This window comes from Planomicrobium sp. MB-3u-38, from assembly GCF_002836425.1.
Classification (GTDB): domain Bacteria; phylum Bacillota; class Bacilli; order Bacillales_A; family Planococcaceae; genus Planococcus; species Planococcus okeanokoites.
Genome location: NZ_PJBO01000010.1, coordinates 78,889 through 98,091, shown reverse-complemented (window position 1 = coordinate 98,091; position 19,203 = coordinate 78,889). Strand labels below are relative to the sequence as shown.

The following is a 19,203-nucleotide window of genomic DNA, read 5'->3' as shown; positions in this document are numbered from 1 at the left end:
ATCCTGATTACAGAAAACGAGTAGTCGTTTTCTGTAATCAGGATTTTGCGGTTCCTGGTAGAGACCCTTAAGCCGTATTCTTAAGGTTATACAGAGAGTATGGTCGTTCAATTGATTACTTTGAAAATCTTACTACATAAAAATTCTTTGTGCAAGCCGGTAAAGGAGTGAAAATAAAAATTTGAACGTGTTCCTGACAAAAGGTATGATTTGAGAAACCTTAATTTTCGAGAAAAGGAAGTGGAGCAAGTGCAGAAAAAATGGCTGATTTATGGAGCTTATGGCTATACAGGGGAATTGATTGCGAGGGAAGCGAAAAAGCGTGGCTGGAATCCTGTGCTGGCCGGTCGTAATCCAGACAAACTGAAACCGCTGGGCAAAGAGCTGGAACTGGAAACGCGCGTCTTTCCGGTAGGACCGTCCGCTGCTGAAAACCTGAGCGATATCGCCCTTGTGCTGCACTGCGCCGGTCCTTTCCAGAAAACGAGCGCACCGATGATCAAGGCGTGCCTTGAGGCGGGTGCCGATTATATGGACATCACCGGCGAAATTTCCGTTTTCGAACACAGCTTCGCGCAGGATGCGAAAGCGAAAGAAGCGGGCATCACCATCTGTTCAGGCGTCGGTTTTGATGTGATTCCGACAGACTGCACAGCGCTTAAATTGAAAGAACTGTTGCCGGATGCGAGCAGTCTATCACTCGGATTTGATTCGGATTCAGGCATTTCACCGGGGACATTCAAGACGATGATCGAAGGAATGGGGTCTGGCAGTGCGGAGCGGCAGAACGGCCAATTGATACCGGTGCCGATCGGAAGCCAGCATCGCACGATCGATTTCGGCCGAGGCTCACGTTCTGCGATGGGAATCCCCTGGGGCGACGTGTCGACCGCATTCCACACAACCGGGATTCCGAATATCGCCACTTGGATTCCGATGAAAAAATCGCGCATTTTTGGTGCCCGCATCTTCGGCAGCGCCGGAGCCATCCTTGCTTTGCCTGCTGTCCAGAAAGCCCTCAAGAATTTAGTGAACCGACGTGTGAAAGGTCCAGACGAAACCCGTCGCGCCGGAGCACCCGCTTATATTTGGGGAGAAGCGCGCAATGAGGATGGTGTTGTAAAAACAGTTCGGATTAAAACGGCGAATGTCTACGATCTGACGGTTTATGGCGCACTTGAATCCGTCAACCGCCTGCTCGACGGAGAGTTTCCGAAAGGAAGCTACACGCCGGCGATGCTTTTTGGCTCAGGATTGGTAGAAGAGTTGCCAGGGTCCGGCAACTTTGAAGAAGAGACGATTTATCCAGGATGAAAAATGGAATAGCATATGTGAACCACACCAAACACACCACGCACCCTCGGTGTGTTTTTTTATCCACTTCTATAAACAATAATTATTTTATTATCAAAATAATCAATTATTTATTGTGTGGATAATTTGGAAGGATTAAAATAAAGAGTATAGTTCAGGACGAAAAAAGAGCTACGGGAGGTGGAAATATTGGAAAGATCGGCAATGGATGGATGGCCAGGCGATCTGAGGAGCGGAGTGCTGGCATTGGCCGTGCTGTCACAATTGAAAGAACCGAGAAACAGCGCAAACCTGATCCGGATCTTGGAACAAAGGGGACTGTTGGAGAATTTTGGCACATTGGCACCTATGCTCCGGCAGCTTGAAAAGCAGAAGCTGCTGTTGGGGGATTGGGATGGGGCAAGAGACGGGCCGCAAAAGTATTACACGTTAAGCGAAAAAGGAGCGGACACATTCAGTCAGATGACGGAGGAGTGGCGGAAAGTAGCGGAAGAACTTCAAAAGCTTATTGAAGGGGATGGTTCCGATGACATTGATTGACCGGTATGTTGGTGAAGTGGTGCGCAGGGTGCCGGCGAAAGAGCGGGACGATATCGGAAAAGAATTGCGGGCCACCCTGGAAGATTTATTGCCACTGGGATACGCGGAAAAAGAAGAGCGCGAATTGCTTGTGAAATTCGGCGATCCGGCTGTATTGGCAAGCAAGTATCGATCGCAGCCCAGGTATTTGATCGGACCGGCGTTCTTTGATGCTTATGTGACTTTACTGAAAATTATTATTCCAGTCGTTGTCACTGTCGTACTGATGGTGCTGATCATTACTACCATCTTCTCGAGTGCCGGGGAAGCATCAGTGGCGAGTGTCGTCGGTGGCCTTTTTGCGGATGGGATTGCTGCTGTGGTTGATACAGCGGTGAATGTCTTTTTCTGGGTGACTCTTGTCTTCTTTATCATTGAATGGGTCGACCGGACAAATCGTGCAACTGGAAAGACGCCAATCGTGCTGCCGGAAAAAGGATGGACACCGGATGATATGGCCTCCGAGCAGGAGCTGATGCCTAAAAACCGGGTTATTCCACGAAGTGAGCCTGCTTTTGATTTGATTTGGACCGCTGTATGGGTTTCAGTTTATTTCAACGCGGATAAATTGATCGGCATCTATGAAGGCAGTGCGCCCGGCCTTGACTTTACGACACCGGCATTCAATCAAACCATGATGTTGTCCTATTGGCCGCTTGTTCTGCTGACAGTCATCCTTCAAATCATCATGGATGTCTGGAAGTGGGCACGCAGAAGATGGGATTTCAGGATGGCAACTTATAATTTAGCCCTGCAGACGCTGACCGTGCTGGTTTTCATCTTGTTATTCACAAATGCGGAAATCTTTACAGAGGGCTTCATTTTGCAGCTTGAAAGGATATTCGGCTCAGCGGATGCATTGAACTGGATTGTCGGAGGACTGCTTTTCACCGTTGCCCTGTTTGCTGTTATTGATGTGATCCAAGGTTTCAGGAAAGCGTTCATAAAAGAAGGTTCCTCCTTGAAAAAGTGGAGAATGGGCAAAGGATCAAGCTGATTCTTTTTACGGCAATAAAGACCGGATTCTCTCGCCAAGTTGAGGGTTCAAAATAGACTGAGGCAGGCCAGTAAGTTAAGTTATATACTGAATGAGGCTACTAGCGAAGAAAAGTTTTTCCGGACGTGGGGCCATATCGAATGGGGCAGCGGAGACGATATTGAAGATGAGATTCTCCTCTACGATAAAAGCGCGACCCAGTTTATATCGGAAAATAAGTTTATCGCTGTCTGCGCCTATGATTTAACCCGGGTTTCTGCAGGACTGCAGGAAAAATTGCGTACGAGACACAGTTATTTGATGGAAGATGACCGGATAAATGAAATTGCAGCTTCCTGAATGTAATCGATAATGAAAGGCGTTCCGCTGAAAAGGCGGGATGCCTTTCAATTTTTTATTGTGGAAAGAAGTAATCCGTTTTAATTGAAGTGTACGGTCATCATAGGGTTTATCTGTGTCAAGCGGGGGAATAATAAAAAATATAGCTTTTGTATAACGACTTAGGAGACGGACTGCAAGGAGAGAGGAATGGACATTATACTTCATAAAGTAGCGGAATTCATCAGAGAAGAAAATAAATCCTTAACAAAGAATCTGTTGATGCAGGCAACGGAAGAACTGCAATTGGACTTGACGGATGAACAGCTTGCAAAACATTGTGAATTGATCGGACGGCTTTTGGATAAGGTGGCACTGGGACTAATAAGCACCCGCCAGGAAACCCTGGATATGGAAATGGATTACGATATCGACCATTACTTTTACTATGACGGGACGCTTTTGAAAAATACGGTTGAAATCATCAGCACGTTCCGGCTTTCGCTTTTGCATGAACTGCAGGAGAGAGGCATTCTGGAGAACAGCAGCGCAGCAGAACTCTCTAAACTTTATCATCACGTAATCTATATTTTTGATGATGCGCTTCGGAAAACGACAACGAATTTCAATCTGGAAAATCAGAAACTGCTGGATTCCAATGAGCAGGAGATCATGGAGTTGGCTGCGCCGATTGTTCCGATCAGAAGAGGGGTCGGTGTCATGCCGCTCATCGGTGAATTCACCGATTCCAGGGCTGCATATCTGTCGACGGAAGTCATTCCGAAGGTCGTGGACTTGGATATCGAGCAACTTGTAATCGATTTTTCAGGAATTCATCATTTCGATACCAATGTGGCCCAGCAGATCTTTCAGATTCGGGACCTTCTGCAGTTGCTTGGCATAAAGCCGATATTGACGGGAATCCGGCCAGTGATTGCCCATACTGCTGTGAGCCTGGGGATCAACATGAGTGACATGCAGACTTATGGAACTGTAAAAGAATTCTTGGAGTTAACTGAACACTGAAGGAAACCGTCGGCTGAACTCTCAGTTGACGGTTTTTCTTTTTGCTCGGCTGCTAATTTAGGGGGAGTATTTTGGGGAATTTGAATGACACGCTTGACATGTTTGTGGAACATGCTAAGATTATGAAAATTGAAAGCGGCTATACGAACGTTGAATGATGGATTGAGTAGGCTGATTGCGGGCAGCAGGAAGAGACTGGATGAGTGGTGCAAATCCAGGCAGCAATTCAGGTGAATTACACCATCTGTAATTTCGGCGATGAATGAAGTGGATATTTCGGCACAGGCGGAAATATCAAATTGGGTGGTAACGCGGAGAGAGTCTTCGTCCCTTTGTCAGGGGCGCGGGCTTTCTTTTTTTCGTTTCACATACTTTTTAGCATCCAGGAGGAATCATCAATGTTTCGTATCAAAGCAGTTTTATCACCGAGTTTTCCAGAAGCGCTTGCGCTCACAGCCATCATTGCAGCTATCATCAGTTCAAGCATCATCTTTTTTGAAGCGCCTCCTCATGTGCCGATTCTTTTGGCGATTTTACTGTTAATCTGCTACGGCTTGGTAAAAAAGATCTCCTACAAAGAACTGGAACGAGGTTTAGTGGAAGGGGCGGGAGCAGGGATGAGCGCGGTATTCCTGTTTTTCTTCATCGGCATCCTCATCAGCAGCTGGATGTTGAGCGGCACCATTCCGACTTTGATCTTTGCCGGATTTAATCTGGTTACACCACTCTTTTTCTTTGCCATCGTCTTTATCGTCACGTCAATCATCGGTTTGTCCATCGGCAGTTCACTGACGACTGTTGCCACAGTGGGAGTCGCGGTTATCGGAATTGCCGGCGCACTTGATCTGTCGCTTGCTGTCACAGCAGGAGCCATTGTTTCCGGAGCATTTTTCGGTGATAAGATGTCACCCCTGTCGGATACGACCAATCTGGCATCGTCGATTGTCGGTGTGGATTTGTTTGAACACATCCGGAACATGAGCTGGACGACGATTCCAGCTTTCGTGCTGACATTGATATTCTTCGGGCTCATGTCACCGTCCATCACACTCGACAATGCAGCAGAAATTGCGGTGTTCAAAGAAGGCCTGCTGCAGACAGGTTTGATTCATTGGTATTCAATCATTCCGCTCCTCATCCTGATCACTTTAACAATCATGAAAGTGCCGGCGCTGATGACACTTGCTGCGAGCTCGATAGCCGCTATCGCCGTATCGATGCTTCATATCAGTCTTACAGTTCCTCAAACGCTCGGTGTTCTTTTTGGCGGCTATGTCTCGGCAACCGGCATCGAAGAAATCGACGCACTCCTGTCAAGAGGCGGTATGGAAAGCATGTTCTTCACCATCGGCCTGGTGCTGCTGGCACTCAGCATGGGAGGTATATTATTCACTTTAGGAATCGTTCAATGTCTGCTGATGAAAATTGAAAGCCTGCTGAAGAAAGTATCTTCAGTTATCGCGGCCTCGGCGTTGACGGCAATCGGCATCAACATCCTGATCGGGGAACAATATCTGTCGATCCTTCTGACGGGACAGGCATTTCAAGGGCCATACGAAAAGGCGGGGCTGGCGGGCAAGAATTTGAGCCGGGTCATGGAAGATGCCGGAACAGTTGTAAATCCACTTGTTCCGTGGAGTGTCTGCGGGATTTTCATCACATCCGTGCTTGGCGTCCCGACACTCGAGTATTTGCCGTTTGCGTTCTTCTGTCTCTTGTCGCCTGTATTGACGGTATTATTCGGAATCAGCGGAAAGACATTGACGTACAATAAAAAGCTTAAGGCTGCATAAAAAATGAAGACGCCTTTTGGGGTGGCTGTTTTGCTCGGGTTCGTTTACCATTGAAAGCAGAAGGTAAACAGCACGGATCCACCATTCGAATATGAAAGGGGTTTTCATATGGAATCGGCGATTGAAATTTTAAGCATCGTCTGGCCGATTGTGCTTGCAGGAGCGATATCGCTTTTTGTCATTCTCAGATTGAAAGGCAAACAGAAGCGGGGGACGCTCGGCAAGAAAGAAACAAAAGCTGCCCAGGATTTACTGGACAGTCTGATTCCTCTCGGGATGGTCTTTGGCAGTGCGCTGGGACTGGTATTAAGCCTGATCTTTCCGTTTGCCATGTCGACGGGCATTACGTTTGGTGCAGGATTTGGATTGCTTGGCGGCTATTTCGCTTATGAACATTCAAGTAGGCAAGAAGAACGCAACGTTCAGTAGAAAATAAAAGCAGCAAAACAGTCAGCTTCATTCCTGACCGTTTTGCTGCTTTTATTATTTACAGTCAGCGACCTTGCTAGATCGGCAGCACATAGTTATGACGCTTACACAAAAACTATACAAACTGAGTTTCCAAGTTTAAAATTGAGGGAATAAGAAGGAGTATTGCCACGTTCTGAAGAAAACTCTCTTACTGAGATGTCCCTGCAAACTTCAGCCGGCTGGATAGAATAAAATAAGGTAGGGAAGAGAGGCGGTACATATATGAATAATGCTGGAAAATCTGTAATCGTGATTGGGGGAGGCCTTGGCGGTCTGTCAGCGGCTATTTCGCTAGCTCAGAAAGGTTACGCGGTCTCTTTATATGAGAAGAATGATCATATTGGCGGGAAAGTGAACCGTCTGGAGCAAGATGGGTTCGGTTTCGATCTTGGCCCTTCGATTTTGACGATGCCGCATATATTCGATAAATTATTCCGGGGAAGCGGCAAGCGGATGGAAGATTATGTGCAGATGAAACGGCTCAACCGGGAATGGCGCTCGTTCTTTCCCGATGGCACCGTACTGGACTTATACCGCAACCTCCACACAATGGAACGGACAAATCCTGCCCTTTCCAAAAAGGATATTAAAGAATACTATTCACTGCTGAAATATTCACAGCGTATCTACAAGACGACGGAACACAGCTATTTGGCGGCAGGCTTCGAATCGCCGAAAGAAGCGGTGGCTCAAAACGGCATCATCGCGACATTAAGAGGATTCGATTTGACTTCTACGATGTACGAAGGCATCTCCAAGCGCATCAGCAATCCGCATTTGCGTGATATGCTGTCGTATTTCGTCAAATACGTCGGCTCTTCCCCGTACAACGCGCCGGCTGTACTGAATATGATGATTTATATGCAACATGCGCAGGGCTGCTGGTATGTACCGGGCGGCATGCATAAACTTGCTGATGGCCTGACAAAATTGGCGGAAGAAGAAGGCGTGAAGATCCGAACAGGCATGGGCGTTGTCCGGGCACGCACCGATCACAACAAGAAAATCGCTGGTGTCGAACTCGAAGATGGTTCATTCAAAACAGCTGATTACTACGTATCCAATATGGAAGTGATCCCCTTCTACCGGAAAATGGTGGACGCAGATGATAAGTTTGTCGAGAAGCTCGAGAAGAAATATGAACCGGCAAGTTCCGGGCTCGTCCTGCATTTGGGTGTGAAGAAAACATATCCTTTCCTGAATCACCATAATTTCTTCTTCTCTGAAAATCTGAAAGAACAAATGGAAAAAGTGTTCGAAAAACATGAGCTGCCGGACGATCCGACCATTTATCTGGTCAATGTCAATAAGACAGATCCCACACAGGCTCCGGAAGGACACGAAAACATCAAGATCCTGCCGCATATCCCCTATATTCAAGACAAGCCATTCACGTCGGAACAGTACCTGGATTTTGAAAACCGGGTCATCGATAAGCTGGAACGCATGGGCCTTGATGGACTTCGGGAAAATATCGTGACGCGTGATGTATGGACGCCGCATGATATTGAACGCATCTATGGTTCTGACCGTGGGGCGATATACGGCACCGTTTCGGACAAGAAACGCAATGGCGGCTTCAAGCATAAGAAGCAAAGTGAGCTTTACGATAACCTCTACTTTGTCGGCGGCACCGTCAACCCCGGCGGCGGCATGCCGATGGTGACACTCAGCGGCCAGCAGGTGAGCGATAAAATTGTGAAACGTGATCAGACTGGAAAACGGTAAGTCCAGATTTAAGGAGGAGCTTCATCGCTTCTCCTTTTTATAATGCCTTGAACAAAAACTTACACGATTATTAATGTCCCGGTCATAGTTTGTTCATATCCACTTGCTAAAGTGATGTTATCGATAAAAAGAAAGAGGGATGAAGATGAAGCAGGCTATCTATTTTGCAATTGGAATTATCGTTGCCTCAGCCATTTTCCTGATGGTTGGATTCAATAAAGAAGAAGTTGTGGCGACAGTCGATGGCACAGAAATCGAACAGGATGCACTTTATGAGCAAATGGTGAAAACAAGTGGAGCAGAGGCGCTGGATATCATGATTTCCAATGAAATCATCCGCCAGGAAGCCGAAAAAGCGGACATTGAAATCACCCAGGAAGAATTGGATGCGGAACTCGCGGAATATGAAGAGCAATACGGCGGTGCTGAAGGGCTTGCTGCTGCACTTGAAGGAAGCGGGTTAACCAAAGAGGATCTGGAAGAGGAAATGAAGAACTTTTTGAGAATCGAGAAATTGATCGGTCCGGAAATCGAAATTACAGATGAAGCGATCGAGACATATTTCAAGGAGAACAAAGAAGCTCTTGGCCAAAGCGCAACCGTGGAAGCCAGCCATATCTTGACTGAAACAAAAGAACAGGCGGAAGAAGTGGCGCAGAAATTGGCGGATGGGGAAGACTTCGCAGAACTGGCTGCTGAATATTCCGTTGATACGGCCAATGCTGAAAACGGCGGGGAACTTGGCAGCTTCGGAAAAGGTGAAATGGCGACTGAATTCGAAGAAGCGGCATTCGCGATGAAACCGGGTGAAGTCAGCGATCCGGTCCAAACTGATTTCGGATATCACATCATCAAAGTGACGGATAAAACGGAAGCTTCTGAAGCAACGCTCGAAGACAGCAAAGAGCAGATCAAAGAGATCCTGTTCGATGAAGCATTGAATGCAAAATATGCTGCTTGGATTGCCGAGAAACAAGCGGCGTATGATATTGAAAACAAACTAGACCAAGGCTGATTTGTTTGGCTTATGAATAGAAGAAAATGAAAACCGTGATTTGGATGAGTATCCAAATCACGGTTTTTCTATGTGCATCGATTTTATTCGACTGAAAGATATTCGCTGAGGGCGTTCTGCAGCGTTCCCAACGTTTTGGTTTTAGGATCGAATGATAAACCAAGATTGATCATTTTCCGGACGACTTCTGACCGCAAGCCTGTAATGACGGTTCTGCAGCCCATCATCGCACTGCCATCGATGATTTTCATCAGGTGATGGATGACCTCTGGTTCCATGTCGGCAATACCGGACATATCCAGGATCAAAGTTTCGATATGGCTGTCTCCAACCTCGGTCAGCACTTTTTCTTCCAGAATTGTTGCACGGAAAGAATCGACCGAACCGATCAGCGGCAAGATTGAAACAGCTGCATTGATCGGAATGATCGGCACCGACAGATTTTCCACAAGCTGGCGATGTGCCAGGAGCAATGAATCTTTATAGGTGGAGTAGTTGATGAAAAAGTGATTCAGGAACGTGTCCACGCGTGTATTCACATCTTGTTCCATGGAGAAGAAGTCGAATCCGGATTTATTGTATGTAGCATCGTTGTACTGCTGGAGGAAGGTCCAAAGGGTGCGGCGGATGGCCTGGATCCATTCCAGCTTAAAGGAAAGTTCGATCGAATGAGTCGCCCAGGCAATGCCTTCCTGCTTTGCGAATAATTTAAGCTCCTCTTCCTGTCCTTCAACTATATAGCCGACAACTTTGTGGGCATTTGAAACGAGGTCGATATTGCCGATTCGCAGGATTTCATCAATCCGGTCTTTTACATTAACGGCTTCTTCCAATAATTTTTCATCAAATGCTTCCCGGTATTTTTCAAAGAAAACCTTAATTTCTTCTGATTTTTGCAATGCCTCAGCCATTCCTTTTTTCTCCTTTGATAAGTAATTTTTTATAAATACTTCCATTACCTTTAATTAAGTATAGCATTATTGAAATTCAGATTGTAAACCTGTGTCTAACAAAATGAACAATTCTAACTATACCCAAGCTATTTTCTGGCGAAACCTTAATTCCTCCAAAAATGAGCAGCAGTTCAATTATGGAGCGCTTAGAAGCGGCTGTCTTATTAATGTGCAGGAGTTTAAGGATTCATGTGGAATAAACAATTATCAAATCCATTGCTGAAAGGGAGAAGGCACTTTGAAAACCATGGCTGCCTGTTTATGTATTGTTGGAGGAATCCTTTGGGGAATGAAACCTTTATACGATTTTGTGGTGATCGGCAGGCAAATCAACACAGGATATTTCGCCAGCGATTGGACGGACTACGTCAAGTTTGTGTTTCCGCTTCTTTGTCTTGGGGGCATTTATGTTCTTCATGTTCTATATAGCAGGAAACTGAAGAATCCACTCCTCCTGTTGAGTGCGGCACTCGTGTTTAATGGGTTGTTCCATTTTTTTGAGATTTATTTTCCGGACACCGGCATACCGTTCGGTTTGCTGTTTTTGTTTTCAGGAACGGTATTGTTGGCGGTTGGTTCCTTTATGCTGATGAGGCGGATAAGCTTCCATAAAGAAATTCCCCGCGTGTTGTTGTGGCTGTCGCGTACATTATTCGCGGTGACGCTGCTTTTTTGCCTGTCACCATTTTTAACGGGTTTATTTCAGGAACAATTTTATACGATGATGCTGATTTCACTGATGATGGCAGTCGGATTTATATGGGCAGGAATTGGGGGAGCACTCTTAGCGGCGATTCAAGGCAAAGCGGATGCTGCTGATCCGCAAGTTGAAAACAGTCAAAATCTGCAACTTTAAAGATTGCAAAAATTCCACAAAAATCTGTGGAAAAACCATTGCGCCCTAGAATTTTCCAACATATAATAAATCAACCGTATTTACGGGGGACATGGGAGAAAAGAGGGCGTGAGCTCTTCCATAAGGAAGACGGCGTAAACTTTGTGATGGCTATCGGGGAAGAGCCGTTGTTTGAAGAGATTTATGAAGAAATTGATGAATTGGTTGAGGAATTTGTTTAGAAAAGGTTCAGCAGGGCATGTCCTTGCTGAACCTTTTTCTCTTTGTGTTACACTTTAGTTAATGAAATATTCAAACTTAATTTCATTGCACTCGAAAGGGAGATATCAGGATGAAATGTAAAGAATCGATATTCCTTCTTCTCATTTCAATATTTTTACTGGCTGGATGCCAAAGCGCTGCTTCAGATGGGCAAGTAGGAGCCACGGCATTTAATGTGGTTAGTGAAGTGACAGAAATTGAAATCCGCACCTGGCATGGTGATGTGCATATCAACACTATTACAGACAAAGCATTTATAGAACAGCTCGTCGACGACCTGGAAAACGCTGAAATTAATTCGACGGCAACTGTGGATTGGGCTGGGCCGGATTTTAAAGTCTTATTCAAAAATGAAAACAGAGTGCTGTATGAATTGGGTTATTGCGACCGGGACCTGAATTTTGGTGATGGCGCTACAGGCAGGTATTGGGAAAACGATCAATTGTATAAAGTGAATACCGACTTGCCTGTAGATTGACTATTGATTTGCAACACATTATAGAAGGAGTGACTGCGATGTCAGTTGGTAACAGTCCAGAAGCAAGCTCCAGCCACGGCACGCCCAAAAAAGTAACTGAAGAAATGCTGGAGACGCTGCCATCCGCCGTAAAAAATTGGCTCCTGTCGGTTGGTGTGGCCGGTCGAGAGCCGATCCGTAATGTAACGCTAAAACAATCAGGCACAATGAAGTTGAAGCCTGAGCAGAAAGAGTGGACGGCATCCGAATCTGAACAAATCAGTTTCACCGAACCTCCAGGATTTCGTTGGGAAGTAAAGATGAAAATGGGCAGAGGCATGTTTGTCACAGGAAAAGACAGTTTTGAAGATGGCAAGGGTAGCATGCGCATCAAGCTTGCCGGATTTCTGCCGGTTTCGAAAACCCTGGAAAACGACAAGACCAATCAGTCTTCGATGCAGCGTTTTCTGATGGAAATGGGCTGGTATCCGACAGCAGCACTCAACTCTTATATTCATTGGAAGGAAGTGGATGCCTATACAACAACCGCAACGATGGAATACAGGGGTTTGACCGGATCCGCTGTATTCTTTTTCAATGAACAATATGAATTGGTGAAAGTGGAGGCCTGGCGCTATAAAGACAGCGAAGAAGATGCGCGTCCGCTGCTGTGCACCGGCACCATCAAAGCGCATAAAGTGGTGGACGGTTTGAAGGTTCCGGTGGAAATCGATATCAGCTGACTTCTTGAAGAAGGGCCATTTACCTGGTACCGTTTCCGGGCAAGCGATATCCGGTTTAATTCACATAGCCAGAGATTTTAGACAATCCGATCGAATACAGTTATGCTTAACAAAGTTCGCCGGCCACAGTTGTGGCGGAAAGAACGGAAGGATGATCGAAATGGCATTTCTGGACAAACTGAACGCATTAAAAGACAAGTCGATTGAAAAAGGCAAAGCGCATTGGGAAGAAAACAAAGACGACTATAAAGAAAAAGCGTCGATCTATAAGGATAAAGCGATGGTCATGAAAGATGACGTTGCGAATAAGATAAAAGAGAAAACGAAGAAATAAGCGGGTGCTGCATTATGCAGCGCTTTTTTTATGGAATTAATCCTGCTTATAACTCCTTAGTTTTCTCTTCGCCTTTTACATTAGTCATCATCGCAAGATTATTCAGGATCAGAATATAAAACGGATAGATCATGATGCCGAATATCATGAGGATACCGGTGACTGGGTTGGGGTCATCCCCGCCATAAGTGAATGGGAATGAGACAGTGAATATATATACAAAGAGAATGAAATAAGGGAACCATAGAAGAGCTGTGAAATAATTGGGCTTTCGGAAACCCAGCCAAATTTCAGTAAGCCGGAAGAGAAAAAGGGTACCGACAATCAGGGTTGCAAACAGTAGGATGGCGGTCCATATATTCACTGTGCCAATTTCCCAGCCGGTCAACCTTGTAATTCTGTATACGTTCAGCATCAATTCAAGCGGTATGACTGCCATTAGCGCATACAGTATGCTGACAACATTTAACTTTAAGAAATAATTCATTATCCAGTCCTCCAAGCATATATCATAATTTATCGACGAAAATTTTTAGGGATTGTTCCCGTTTCCATGTATTACCATGAGGTGAAACAAAAAAGGCAGCCTTTTATCAGGCAGCCTTTTCTGTTTCATGAAGTTCGAGCAGTCGCGAGCTCTGACCGTTCTTTCCGTCCATGCAATACATAATAAAGAAGGGAAGCAGCAAGCGCTGTGAATCCGAGTATGGCATAAAGGGAACTGAAGCCGGTCAACGGAATGATGAAACCGAGAATATAAGGTCCGAAACCGAGTCCGGCGTCCAAGAAGATAAAGAACGTCGATGTCGCCAGCCCCATCCGGTGAGGCGGGGTCAGTTTGACCGCGATTGCCTGGGTCGTGGATTGCAGATTGCCGAAACCTAAGCCGATTAAAATGGCGGAAAGCAAAAAGATAACGCTGCTGCTGGCGGTGCTTAGAAGCAATAAACCTGCAGAAAGAAATACAAAAGCAGGATACATGACGAAATTTGCGCCTCTTATATCCATTAAGCGGCCGGTAAATGGCCGGGATAATAAAACTGCAATCGCATAGACTACAAAAAAGAAACTGGCCGTTTCTACAAGATCGATTTCAATCGCGTAAAAATTGATGAACGAAAGAATACTGGAAAAGCATAGAGCAGATGTCAATGTGATAAGAGCGATGGGCAAAGCTTTCGGCTCCAGGAAATCAGATAGTTTGAATCCTCTTGCCTGGCCGGTTTTGCCGGAATAATCCACTGGCGGCACTTTTGTAAAAAGGGCGAAAGAAAGACTGACAAGCCCAAATGCAACGCACAGGGTGAAAATCATGTCAAAGCTCGTATGCTGGCTCATATAGAGGCCGATGAACGGTCCGATTGCTGTTGCAAGTGTTGAGCTCATGCTGAAATAGCCGATTCCTTCACCTTTTCGTGTCATGGGTATGATCTGAGCCACAATCGTTCCGGCAGCCGTGCTTGCCATTCCGAGCGTCATGCCGTGAAGGAAACGGTTCATCAGCAAAAAGCTGAGATTAAGATTCACGAAATAAAGCAGGGTGGTCAATACAAATAAAATAAGTCCGATGACTAATGTTCTTTTTCGGCCAATGTTTTCAATCAGCCGGCCGATGATGATCCGGCCGGTCATGGTGCCGATAATGGCAATGCCGGTGACAAGTCCGGCTTGACTGGTGGTTGCGCCATATTCTGCAACAGCGTAAACAGCTATTGTCACGATCAAAAGGAAAAAGACTAACGTTAAGAAAAAATTGACTGTGGATATAAGGATGAATTCCTTCGTCCAGAGCTTTGGTTTTGTTTGATTCACATGGTGTCTCCTTGTCTGTCAAAATATATTTTACTGAACTTCTTCAGGGAATAACTATAGCGGAGGAGCCATTGGAGTACAAGTCTGCAGAATCCAAACAGTGAACGGTGACTCGTGATGGATGTTTAGCATGGACCCTGGGCGTCAATAACAACTGTACAGAGGTTTATTCAGTTTAAAAAGGAGTGGGTACAATGCGGAGTACAGCAGTAGCCTTATCGGAAGTGGTGGATTTTGCGGACGAGTCGAAACGAAAAGGTTTAGAAGGGACCGTCTATCTTCAGCAAAAAGAAACGGGGCAGGACGAGACGACGTTTGGCGATGAAGATGCAAGCGGCGGAAAAGCCATAGAGAAAATCCGTCTCTTGTTGGAGACCACGGATAATTCGATGTACTACGAAGATGAGTTTGAGGACATGGATTTCTATAAAGATGCACTGGTTCAATTGGAGCGGCTGGAAACTTATTTTCCGATTGAACGCTTGTCGGAGAAAGAAATGAAACAAAAGCTGGATGATGAAGAGAAATGAAACAGGCGCACTCCCCGCGAAGGGGATGCGCTTGTTTTTATCGTCGATTTTCGAGTGTTTATCGTCGATTTTTTGGAGTTTATCGTCGATTTTCAGCCGTTTATCGTCGATTCCGTCAAATCAGCCGATAAAATAGCGGCTCAGGAGTTGCTTCACTTAAGATTTCGACTTTTATTTTATTGTGATAGCTCACCTTGATAGATGGTATAATTACAGGATATGTTGAGATTTCAGAACAGGTGATCAAATGGTTCAGGCACAGGCAATTACATACAAAACATCAATCAGAATAACCAAAACCGCTTCAGAAAAAATGAGAGGGTTCGGCATCAGCGAGCGCTCGTTTTTTAATGGAGCGAAGCCTTTCAAGTTGTTCATGGAACGCTATCCGACAGGCGCGGATGGCTCGCTTTCAGTTGCGCTGTTTTTCGGACCGGAGGAAGCGGAGCGGCTGACCGGGAAAGAGACGGAAGGGTCGATCGTGCTGCACTGCGTGTTCCGCAACCATCAATTGCTGGTGACGAATGTGACGCTCCGAAAAGCGTTTCAGGCTGTCGGAACCAACTGGCAGCGCGAGGAGTCGGTGGCGTTCATCGATTCGCGCGATCCGGTGCCCGTGGCCTTCATCAATCTGATCAACCGCATGACGCCTGCAAAAGAGCGTTCCGATTATGTGAAAAAACGGATCTCCAGCTGGGAAGGCTATTTGAAAATCCAGGAACAGGGTATGGATATTCCAGATATCAAGTCGGAGTATACAGCGCTCGCGTTCAGCCATGATTTCAGCCGCATCACACTGACTGGCTGCCGGATGAACGACGCAGAATGGAAGAACTTGCGCAATTTGAGCGTGCGGCTTACCGGGATTGACGGCGACGTCGGAACGGTGATGAAATCTTCGAAGAAGATTATTGAAGTCGAATTAAACTCCTACATCATCAAACAGCTGCGTGAAAAAGGGCATAGCCTTACCAAGAAAGAAGCCGTGTTCAGCAATTTCGCGGCGCTCAGCCAGATTCGCCGTTTACGCCAGGGCTTCACGAATCTGGAAAAAGGGCTGGCGGTGAATCCCCAGCTCGACCGTCTTTTATTCGAAGAAAAACCGAAAGTGGCACCACTCAAACAACTGGAGAAGCTGACTTTCCACAATCGACTGAACGAGTTTCAGCAGCAGGCGGTGTCAGGTGCAATGGCGGCGGAAGATTTGTACGCGATCCAAGGGCCACCTGGAACCGGGAAGACCACCGTCATCTCGGAAATCTGTCTGCAAAATGCGAAAAAAGGCTTGCGCACTCTTGTCGCTTCCCAGTCGAATCTGGCGGTTGATAACGCACTCGGCCGTCTATTGTCCAATAAAGATATCCGCATCCTGCGTGTTGGACGGACGGAAAGCATCGAAGAAGACGGCAAAAAATTCATCGAAGAAAACGTCGGCCAATATTGGAAGGATAGTACGCTGAAAGAAATAACAGCGCAATACGAGACGCGTTCAAGGCGGCAGGCGGAACTCGCCAAGGAGCTGGAGGCGACTGAAAGAGCGTATGCGGAACTGCAGCCGGTTTACGAAAGTTTGAAGAAAGCGGTAGAGGCGAAAAAAGACGCGCTGGAACAAAAGAAAGAAATCGAGCTTTTATTGAATAAAGAACGGCATAAGCTCGAGGCGTTCAATCTGCAAAAAGGACAATCCTTTCAGGAACAGCGTGACAGCGAACAAAAACTTGAAGCGTTGGAAGCGGCAATCACCAAAGACGAGGCTATTGTCGACAGCGGCAGGGATTTGGACTGGTTCCGTGAAGAGCAGCAGAAGATTGAAAAGGACATTAATCAATTGGAGCATGCTTTAGAGCTTAAGCAATTGGAAAAGCAGATTGCAGACAAACAACAGGAAATTTCAGTGATAGCAGATAAACGAAATCAGCTGGCGGGTTTGATTGACGCGAAAAAAGATGCACTGGAAGAAATTGAAGGCATCAAAAAAGTCGATGGCCTGATGCAGTTGATGGCGGAACAGAAAATTGAAGAAACAACGGCAATCACTTATTCGACCGGCAAACTCGACATGATCCGCGACAAGATGGCGGAGCGGAAAAACCTCGAGAAAGCGAATGCCAGCCTGACAGCGGCAATCGCCTATGTGGAAAAATTGCTGGCGTCCGCAGGTGTGGCGCTGGATAAGGTAAAAGAAACCGCATTGGCACAGGGCGGTTCGTTCAGTTTGGCAGAAATCGAAGACTTCATGGAAAAGCTGCGCGTCTTTATGAAGAGTTCGCCAAGCATCGATCCGGCTGCTCTTGGAAAAGCGTTGGCTGGGTTGTATAAACGGCAAAACGAATTGTGGCGAAGAGGCGCGGAGCTGAAATCTCCTGAAGTTTATATCGAAGATTCCAAGCGGGCGTTCCAGGAATTGAAGCGGGCGATCACTGCTGAGCTGGTGAAACAGCAACAGCATTATGGTGCACTGAATGACAAATGGCTGATCGAATTGGAAAAAATGCAGCAGGAGCTTTCAAATCTGGAAAGGCAAGCAACACCATTGCCGGCTGATTTCGATATTCCGGCTGATATTAACGAAGCCATCCGACTGCATCAAGCTGAACTTTCAAAGCTCAAAAAAGAAAAAGCCGAATTCGAGCAAGTCAGAAAAAGACTTGAAAAGCAACTGAAAGAACAGCTTGCCGAAAAGGATGCACACAGCAGTATCCAAAAAAGACTGGGCGAAATCGAAGCGGTACTTGAGCAAGTACAAGAACGGTTAAGCAGTCAGGAAAAGGAAATGGCAAAATTGGAGAGCATCATCGCCGCTGATCCTGAAACAGAATACGAAAAAACGGCGAAACAGCTAGCCAGTCTTTCATTCGACAGGGAATCGCTGACGCAGGAGCAGAAGAACCTGCCGCTTATGCAGACGATCCAGAAGAAATGGCTGGAATTGCTGGAAGGCGCCAATGACCACGATTTGGATGAAATCCGGAAATTGTATATCAAGCACGCCAACGTCATCGGGACGACTTGTGTCGCTTCGGCGCGCAAAGATTTCATCGATAATTATCCGGTATTTGATGTCGTCATCATCGACGAAGTGTCGAAAGCCACACCGCCGGAACTATTGCTGCCGATGCTGAAAGGCAAAAAAGTCATCCTTGTCGGCGACCATCACCAATTGCCGCCGCTGCTCGGCAACGACACACTCGAAGAAACGCTCGAGGAAATGATCAAGGATAACAGCGGCTTCGAGGAAAAACGCGAACTTGAGAAGCTGCTGGAAGAGTCGCTGTTTGAACGTTTGTATAAAAATCTGCCGGAAACCAATAAAACAATGCTCGCGATCCAGTACCGGATGCATGAAGACATCATGGAGACGATTGCGCCGTTCTATAAATTCGACAACGACCAATTGCAATGCGGGCTGGAAGATTCCGACCGGGACCGCGACCACTTCCTGGAATCACCGGGCGTGAAACGCGGCAACCACCTCATGTGGATCGATTTGCCGAATGAACCGGCGTATTTCGAAGAACGGATGAGCGGTGGAAAAAGTTTATTTAACCCCTCCGAACTGCAGGAAATCAACCGATTGCTGGTTGAGTTGAATGACGCAGTCGGTGAGGCGAAGACGGCTGGCAGGATAGATGCTGATGAACTGAAAACAGTCGGTGTCATTTCATTTTACGGTGAACAAGTCAAACGGCTGCAGCGTATGATCGACCAGGAATTGCGCTTGCCGCATTTAACGATTCGCACAGGCACCGTCGACCGTTTCCAGGGCAGCGAAATGGAAATCATCCTACTGAGCATGGTCCGGAACAATCAAAACAACCACGGCGACATCGGCTTTGCAAAAGATTACCGCCGTTTGAATGTGGCTTTATCGCGGGCGAAGCAATTGCTCGTCATGATCGGCAGCTCGGAAATGTTTACACAGCGGGCGAAAAAAGAAGAAACGAAACGGATGTATCAGCATGTGCTTGCCACAGTTGAAAAGAAAAACGGCTTGAAAGTCTTGCAGAAGGGATGAT

General features: G+C 46.4%; 19 protein-coding genes and 1 riboswitch. Of the genes, 16 read left to right on the top strand and 3 right to left on the bottom strand.

Annotated elements, in window-relative coordinates; translation table 11 throughout:
- Positions 1–14: 14 nt before the first annotated feature.
- Positions 15–114, bottom strand: a riboswitch (purine riboswitch).
- A gap of 135 nt (positions 115–249) precedes the next feature.
- The 9 genes from CXF70_RS05520 to CXF70_RS05480 all read left to right on the top strand — a co-directional run bounded on the left by CXF70_RS05520 (position 250) and on the right by CXF70_RS05480 (position 9,241).
- Positions 250–1,314: a saccharopine dehydrogenase family protein gene (locus CXF70_RS05520; RefSeq protein ID WP_101801868.1), complete on the top strand. Its 1,065-nt coding sequence runs from the start codon at positions 250–252 to the stop codon at positions 1,312–1,314.
- A 189-nt stretch (positions 1,315–1,503) separates the two neighbouring features.
- Positions 1,504–1,854 (top strand): PadR family transcriptional regulator, encoded by a 351-nt coding sequence (locus CXF70_RS05515; protein WP_101801839.1) that lies wholly within the window; start codon positions 1,504–1,506, stop codon positions 1,852–1,854.
- Positions 1,841–2,890: a hypothetical protein gene (locus CXF70_RS05510; RefSeq protein ID WP_101801838.1), complete on the top strand. Its 1,050-nt coding sequence runs from the start codon at positions 1,841–1,843 to the stop codon at positions 2,888–2,890. Before CXF70_RS05515 ends, CXF70_RS05510 begins: the two co-directional genes overlap by 14 nt.
- A gap of 39 nt (positions 2,891–2,929) precedes the next feature.
- On the top strand, positions 2,930–3,229 hold the full coding sequence (locus CXF70_RS05505) for an MEDS domain-containing protein (RefSeq protein ID WP_101801837.1): 300 nt from the start codon (positions 2,930–2,932) through the stop codon (positions 3,227–3,229).
- Between the two features lie 189 nt (positions 3,230–3,418).
- Positions 3,419–4,234, top strand: coding sequence for an STAS domain-containing protein (locus tag CXF70_RS05500; RefSeq protein ID WP_101801836.1), 816 nt, complete (start codon positions 3,419–3,421; stop codon positions 4,232–4,234).
- Between the two features lie 398 nt (positions 4,235–4,632).
- Positions 4,633–6,027, top strand: a complete 1,395-nt coding sequence (gene nhaC / locus CXF70_RS05495) for a Na+/H+ antiporter NhaC (protein ID WP_101801835.1) — start codon at positions 4,633–4,635, stop codon at positions 6,025–6,027.
- Between the two features lie 108 nt (positions 6,028–6,135).
- The gene (locus CXF70_RS05490; protein ID WP_101801834.1) at positions 6,136–6,456 is read left to right on the top strand and encodes a hypothetical protein; all 321 of its coding nucleotides are present in this window, start codon (positions 6,136–6,138) and stop codon (positions 6,454–6,456) included.
- 264 nt (positions 6,457–6,720) lie between these two features.
- The gene (locus CXF70_RS05485) at positions 6,721–8,226 is read left to right on the top strand and encodes a phytoene desaturase family protein (protein ID WP_101801833.1); all 1,506 of its coding nucleotides are present in this window, start codon (positions 6,721–6,723) and stop codon (positions 8,224–8,226) included.
- 145 nt (positions 8,227–8,371) lie between these two features.
- Positions 8,372–9,241: a peptidylprolyl isomerase gene (locus CXF70_RS05480; RefSeq protein WP_199172796.1), complete on the top strand. Its 870-nt coding sequence runs from the start codon at positions 8,372–8,374 to the stop codon at positions 9,239–9,241.
- 83 nt (positions 9,242–9,324) lie between these two features.
- Here CXF70_RS05480 and CXF70_RS05475 read toward each other — a convergent pair whose 3' ends face one another.
- Positions 9,325–10,152, bottom strand: coding sequence for an STAS domain-containing protein (locus CXF70_RS05475; RefSeq protein ID WP_101801831.1), 828 nt, complete (start codon positions 10,150–10,152; stop codon positions 9,325–9,327).
- A gap of 331 nt (positions 10,153–10,483) precedes the next feature.
- Here CXF70_RS05475 and CXF70_RS05470 point away from each other — a divergent pair, with 331 nt between their 5' ends.
- The 5 genes from CXF70_RS05470 (at position 10,484) to CXF70_RS18330 (ending at position 12,845) form a co-directional block, all read left to right on the top strand.
- Positions 10,484–11,050, top strand: coding sequence for a hypothetical protein (locus CXF70_RS05470; protein WP_101801830.1), 567 nt, complete (start codon positions 10,484–10,486; stop codon positions 11,048–11,050).
- A 38-nt stretch (positions 11,051–11,088) separates the two neighbouring features.
- A complete protein-coding gene (locus CXF70_RS05465) occupies positions 11,089–11,271 on the top strand; it encodes a hypothetical protein (RefSeq protein WP_101801829.1) in 183 nt (60 codons plus the stop codon).
- Positions 11,272–11,381: 110 nt separating this feature from the next.
- Entirely contained in the window at positions 11,382–11,789 is a 408-nt protein-coding gene (locus tag CXF70_RS05460; RefSeq protein WP_101801828.1) for a hypothetical protein, read from the top strand.
- 38 nt (positions 11,790–11,827) lie between these two features.
- Entirely contained in the window at positions 11,828–12,511 is a 684-nt protein-coding gene (locus tag CXF70_RS05455) for a DUF6920 family protein (RefSeq protein WP_101801827.1), read from the top strand.
- A gap of 160 nt (positions 12,512–12,671) precedes the next feature.
- Entirely contained in the window at positions 12,672–12,845 is a 174-nt protein-coding gene (locus CXF70_RS18330; protein WP_199172795.1) for a hypothetical protein, read from the top strand.
- Between the two features lie 46 nt (positions 12,846–12,891).
- On the opposite strand, the gene CXF70_RS05450 is transcribed toward CXF70_RS18330, so the two are convergent.
- Positions 12,892–13,332: a hypothetical protein gene (locus CXF70_RS05450; RefSeq protein ID WP_101801826.1), complete on the bottom strand. Its 441-nt coding sequence runs from the start codon at positions 13,330–13,332 to the stop codon at positions 12,892–12,894.
- Between the two features lie 125 nt (positions 13,333–13,457).
- Positions 13,458–14,657 (bottom strand): MFS transporter, encoded by a 1,200-nt coding sequence (locus CXF70_RS05445; protein WP_101801825.1) that lies wholly within the window; start codon positions 14,655–14,657, stop codon positions 13,458–13,460.
- 194 nt (positions 14,658–14,851) lie between these two features.
- On the opposite strand from CXF70_RS05445, the gene CXF70_RS05440 reads away from it, so the two are divergent.
- Positions 14,852–15,187, top strand: a complete 336-nt coding sequence (locus CXF70_RS05440) for a hypothetical protein (protein ID WP_101801824.1) — start codon at positions 14,852–14,854, stop codon at positions 15,185–15,187.
- A 247-nt stretch (positions 15,188–15,434) separates the two neighbouring features.
- Positions 15,435–19,202: an AAA domain-containing protein gene (locus tag CXF70_RS05435; RefSeq protein WP_101801823.1), complete on the top strand. Its 3,768-nt coding sequence runs from the start codon at positions 15,435–15,437 to the stop codon at positions 19,200–19,202.
- Position 19,203: the final 1 nt, after the last annotated feature.

Excerpts from the sequence above, each read along its gene's own strand:
- CXF70_RS05510 (WP_101801838.1), top strand. The coding sequence starts at position 1,841 with ATGACATTGATTGACCGGTATGTTGGTGAAGTGGTGCGCAGGGTGCCG.
- CXF70_RS05500 (WP_101801836.1), top strand. The coding sequence starts at position 3,419 with ATGGACATTATACTTCATAAAGTAGCGGAATTCATCAGAGAAGAAAAT.
- nhaC (WP_101801835.1), top strand. The coding sequence starts at position 4,633 with ATGTTTCGTATCAAAGCAGTTTTATCACCGAGTTTTCCAGAAGCGCTT.
- CXF70_RS05490 (WP_101801834.1), top strand. The coding sequence starts at position 6,136 with ATGGAATCGGCGATTGAAATTTTAAGCATCGTCTGGCCGATTGTGCTT.
- CXF70_RS05485 (WP_101801833.1), top strand. The coding sequence starts at position 6,721 with ATGAATAATGCTGGAAAATCTGTAATCGTGATTGGGGGAGGCCTTGGC.
- CXF70_RS05480 (WP_199172796.1), top strand. The coding sequence starts at position 8,372 with ATGAAGCAGGCTATCTATTTTGCAATTGGAATTATCGTTGCCTCAGCC.
- CXF70_RS05475 (WP_101801831.1), bottom strand. The coding sequence starts at position 10,152 with ATGGCTGAGGCATTGCAAAAATCAGAAGAAATTAAGGTTTTCTTTGAA.
- CXF70_RS05470 (WP_101801830.1), top strand. The coding sequence starts at position 10,484 with ATGAAACCTTTATACGATTTTGTGGTGATCGGCAGGCAAATCAACACA.
- CXF70_RS05460 (WP_101801828.1), top strand. The coding sequence starts at position 11,382 with ATGAAATGTAAAGAATCGATATTCCTTCTTCTCATTTCAATATTTTTA.
- CXF70_RS05455 (WP_101801827.1), top strand. The coding sequence starts at position 11,828 with ATGTCAGTTGGTAACAGTCCAGAAGCAAGCTCCAGCCACGGCACGCCC.
- CXF70_RS18330 (WP_199172795.1), top strand. The coding sequence starts at position 12,672 with ATGGCATTTCTGGACAAACTGAACGCATTAAAAGACAAGTCGATTGAA.
- CXF70_RS05450 (WP_101801826.1), bottom strand. The coding sequence starts at position 13,332 with ATGAATTATTTCTTAAAGTTAAATGTTGTCAGCATACTGTATGCGCTA.
- CXF70_RS05440 (WP_101801824.1), top strand. The coding sequence starts at position 14,852 with ATGCGGAGTACAGCAGTAGCCTTATCGGAAGTGGTGGATTTTGCGGAC.
- CXF70_RS05435 (WP_101801823.1), top strand. The coding sequence starts at position 15,435 with ATGGTTCAGGCACAGGCAATTACATACAAAACATCAATCAGAATAACC.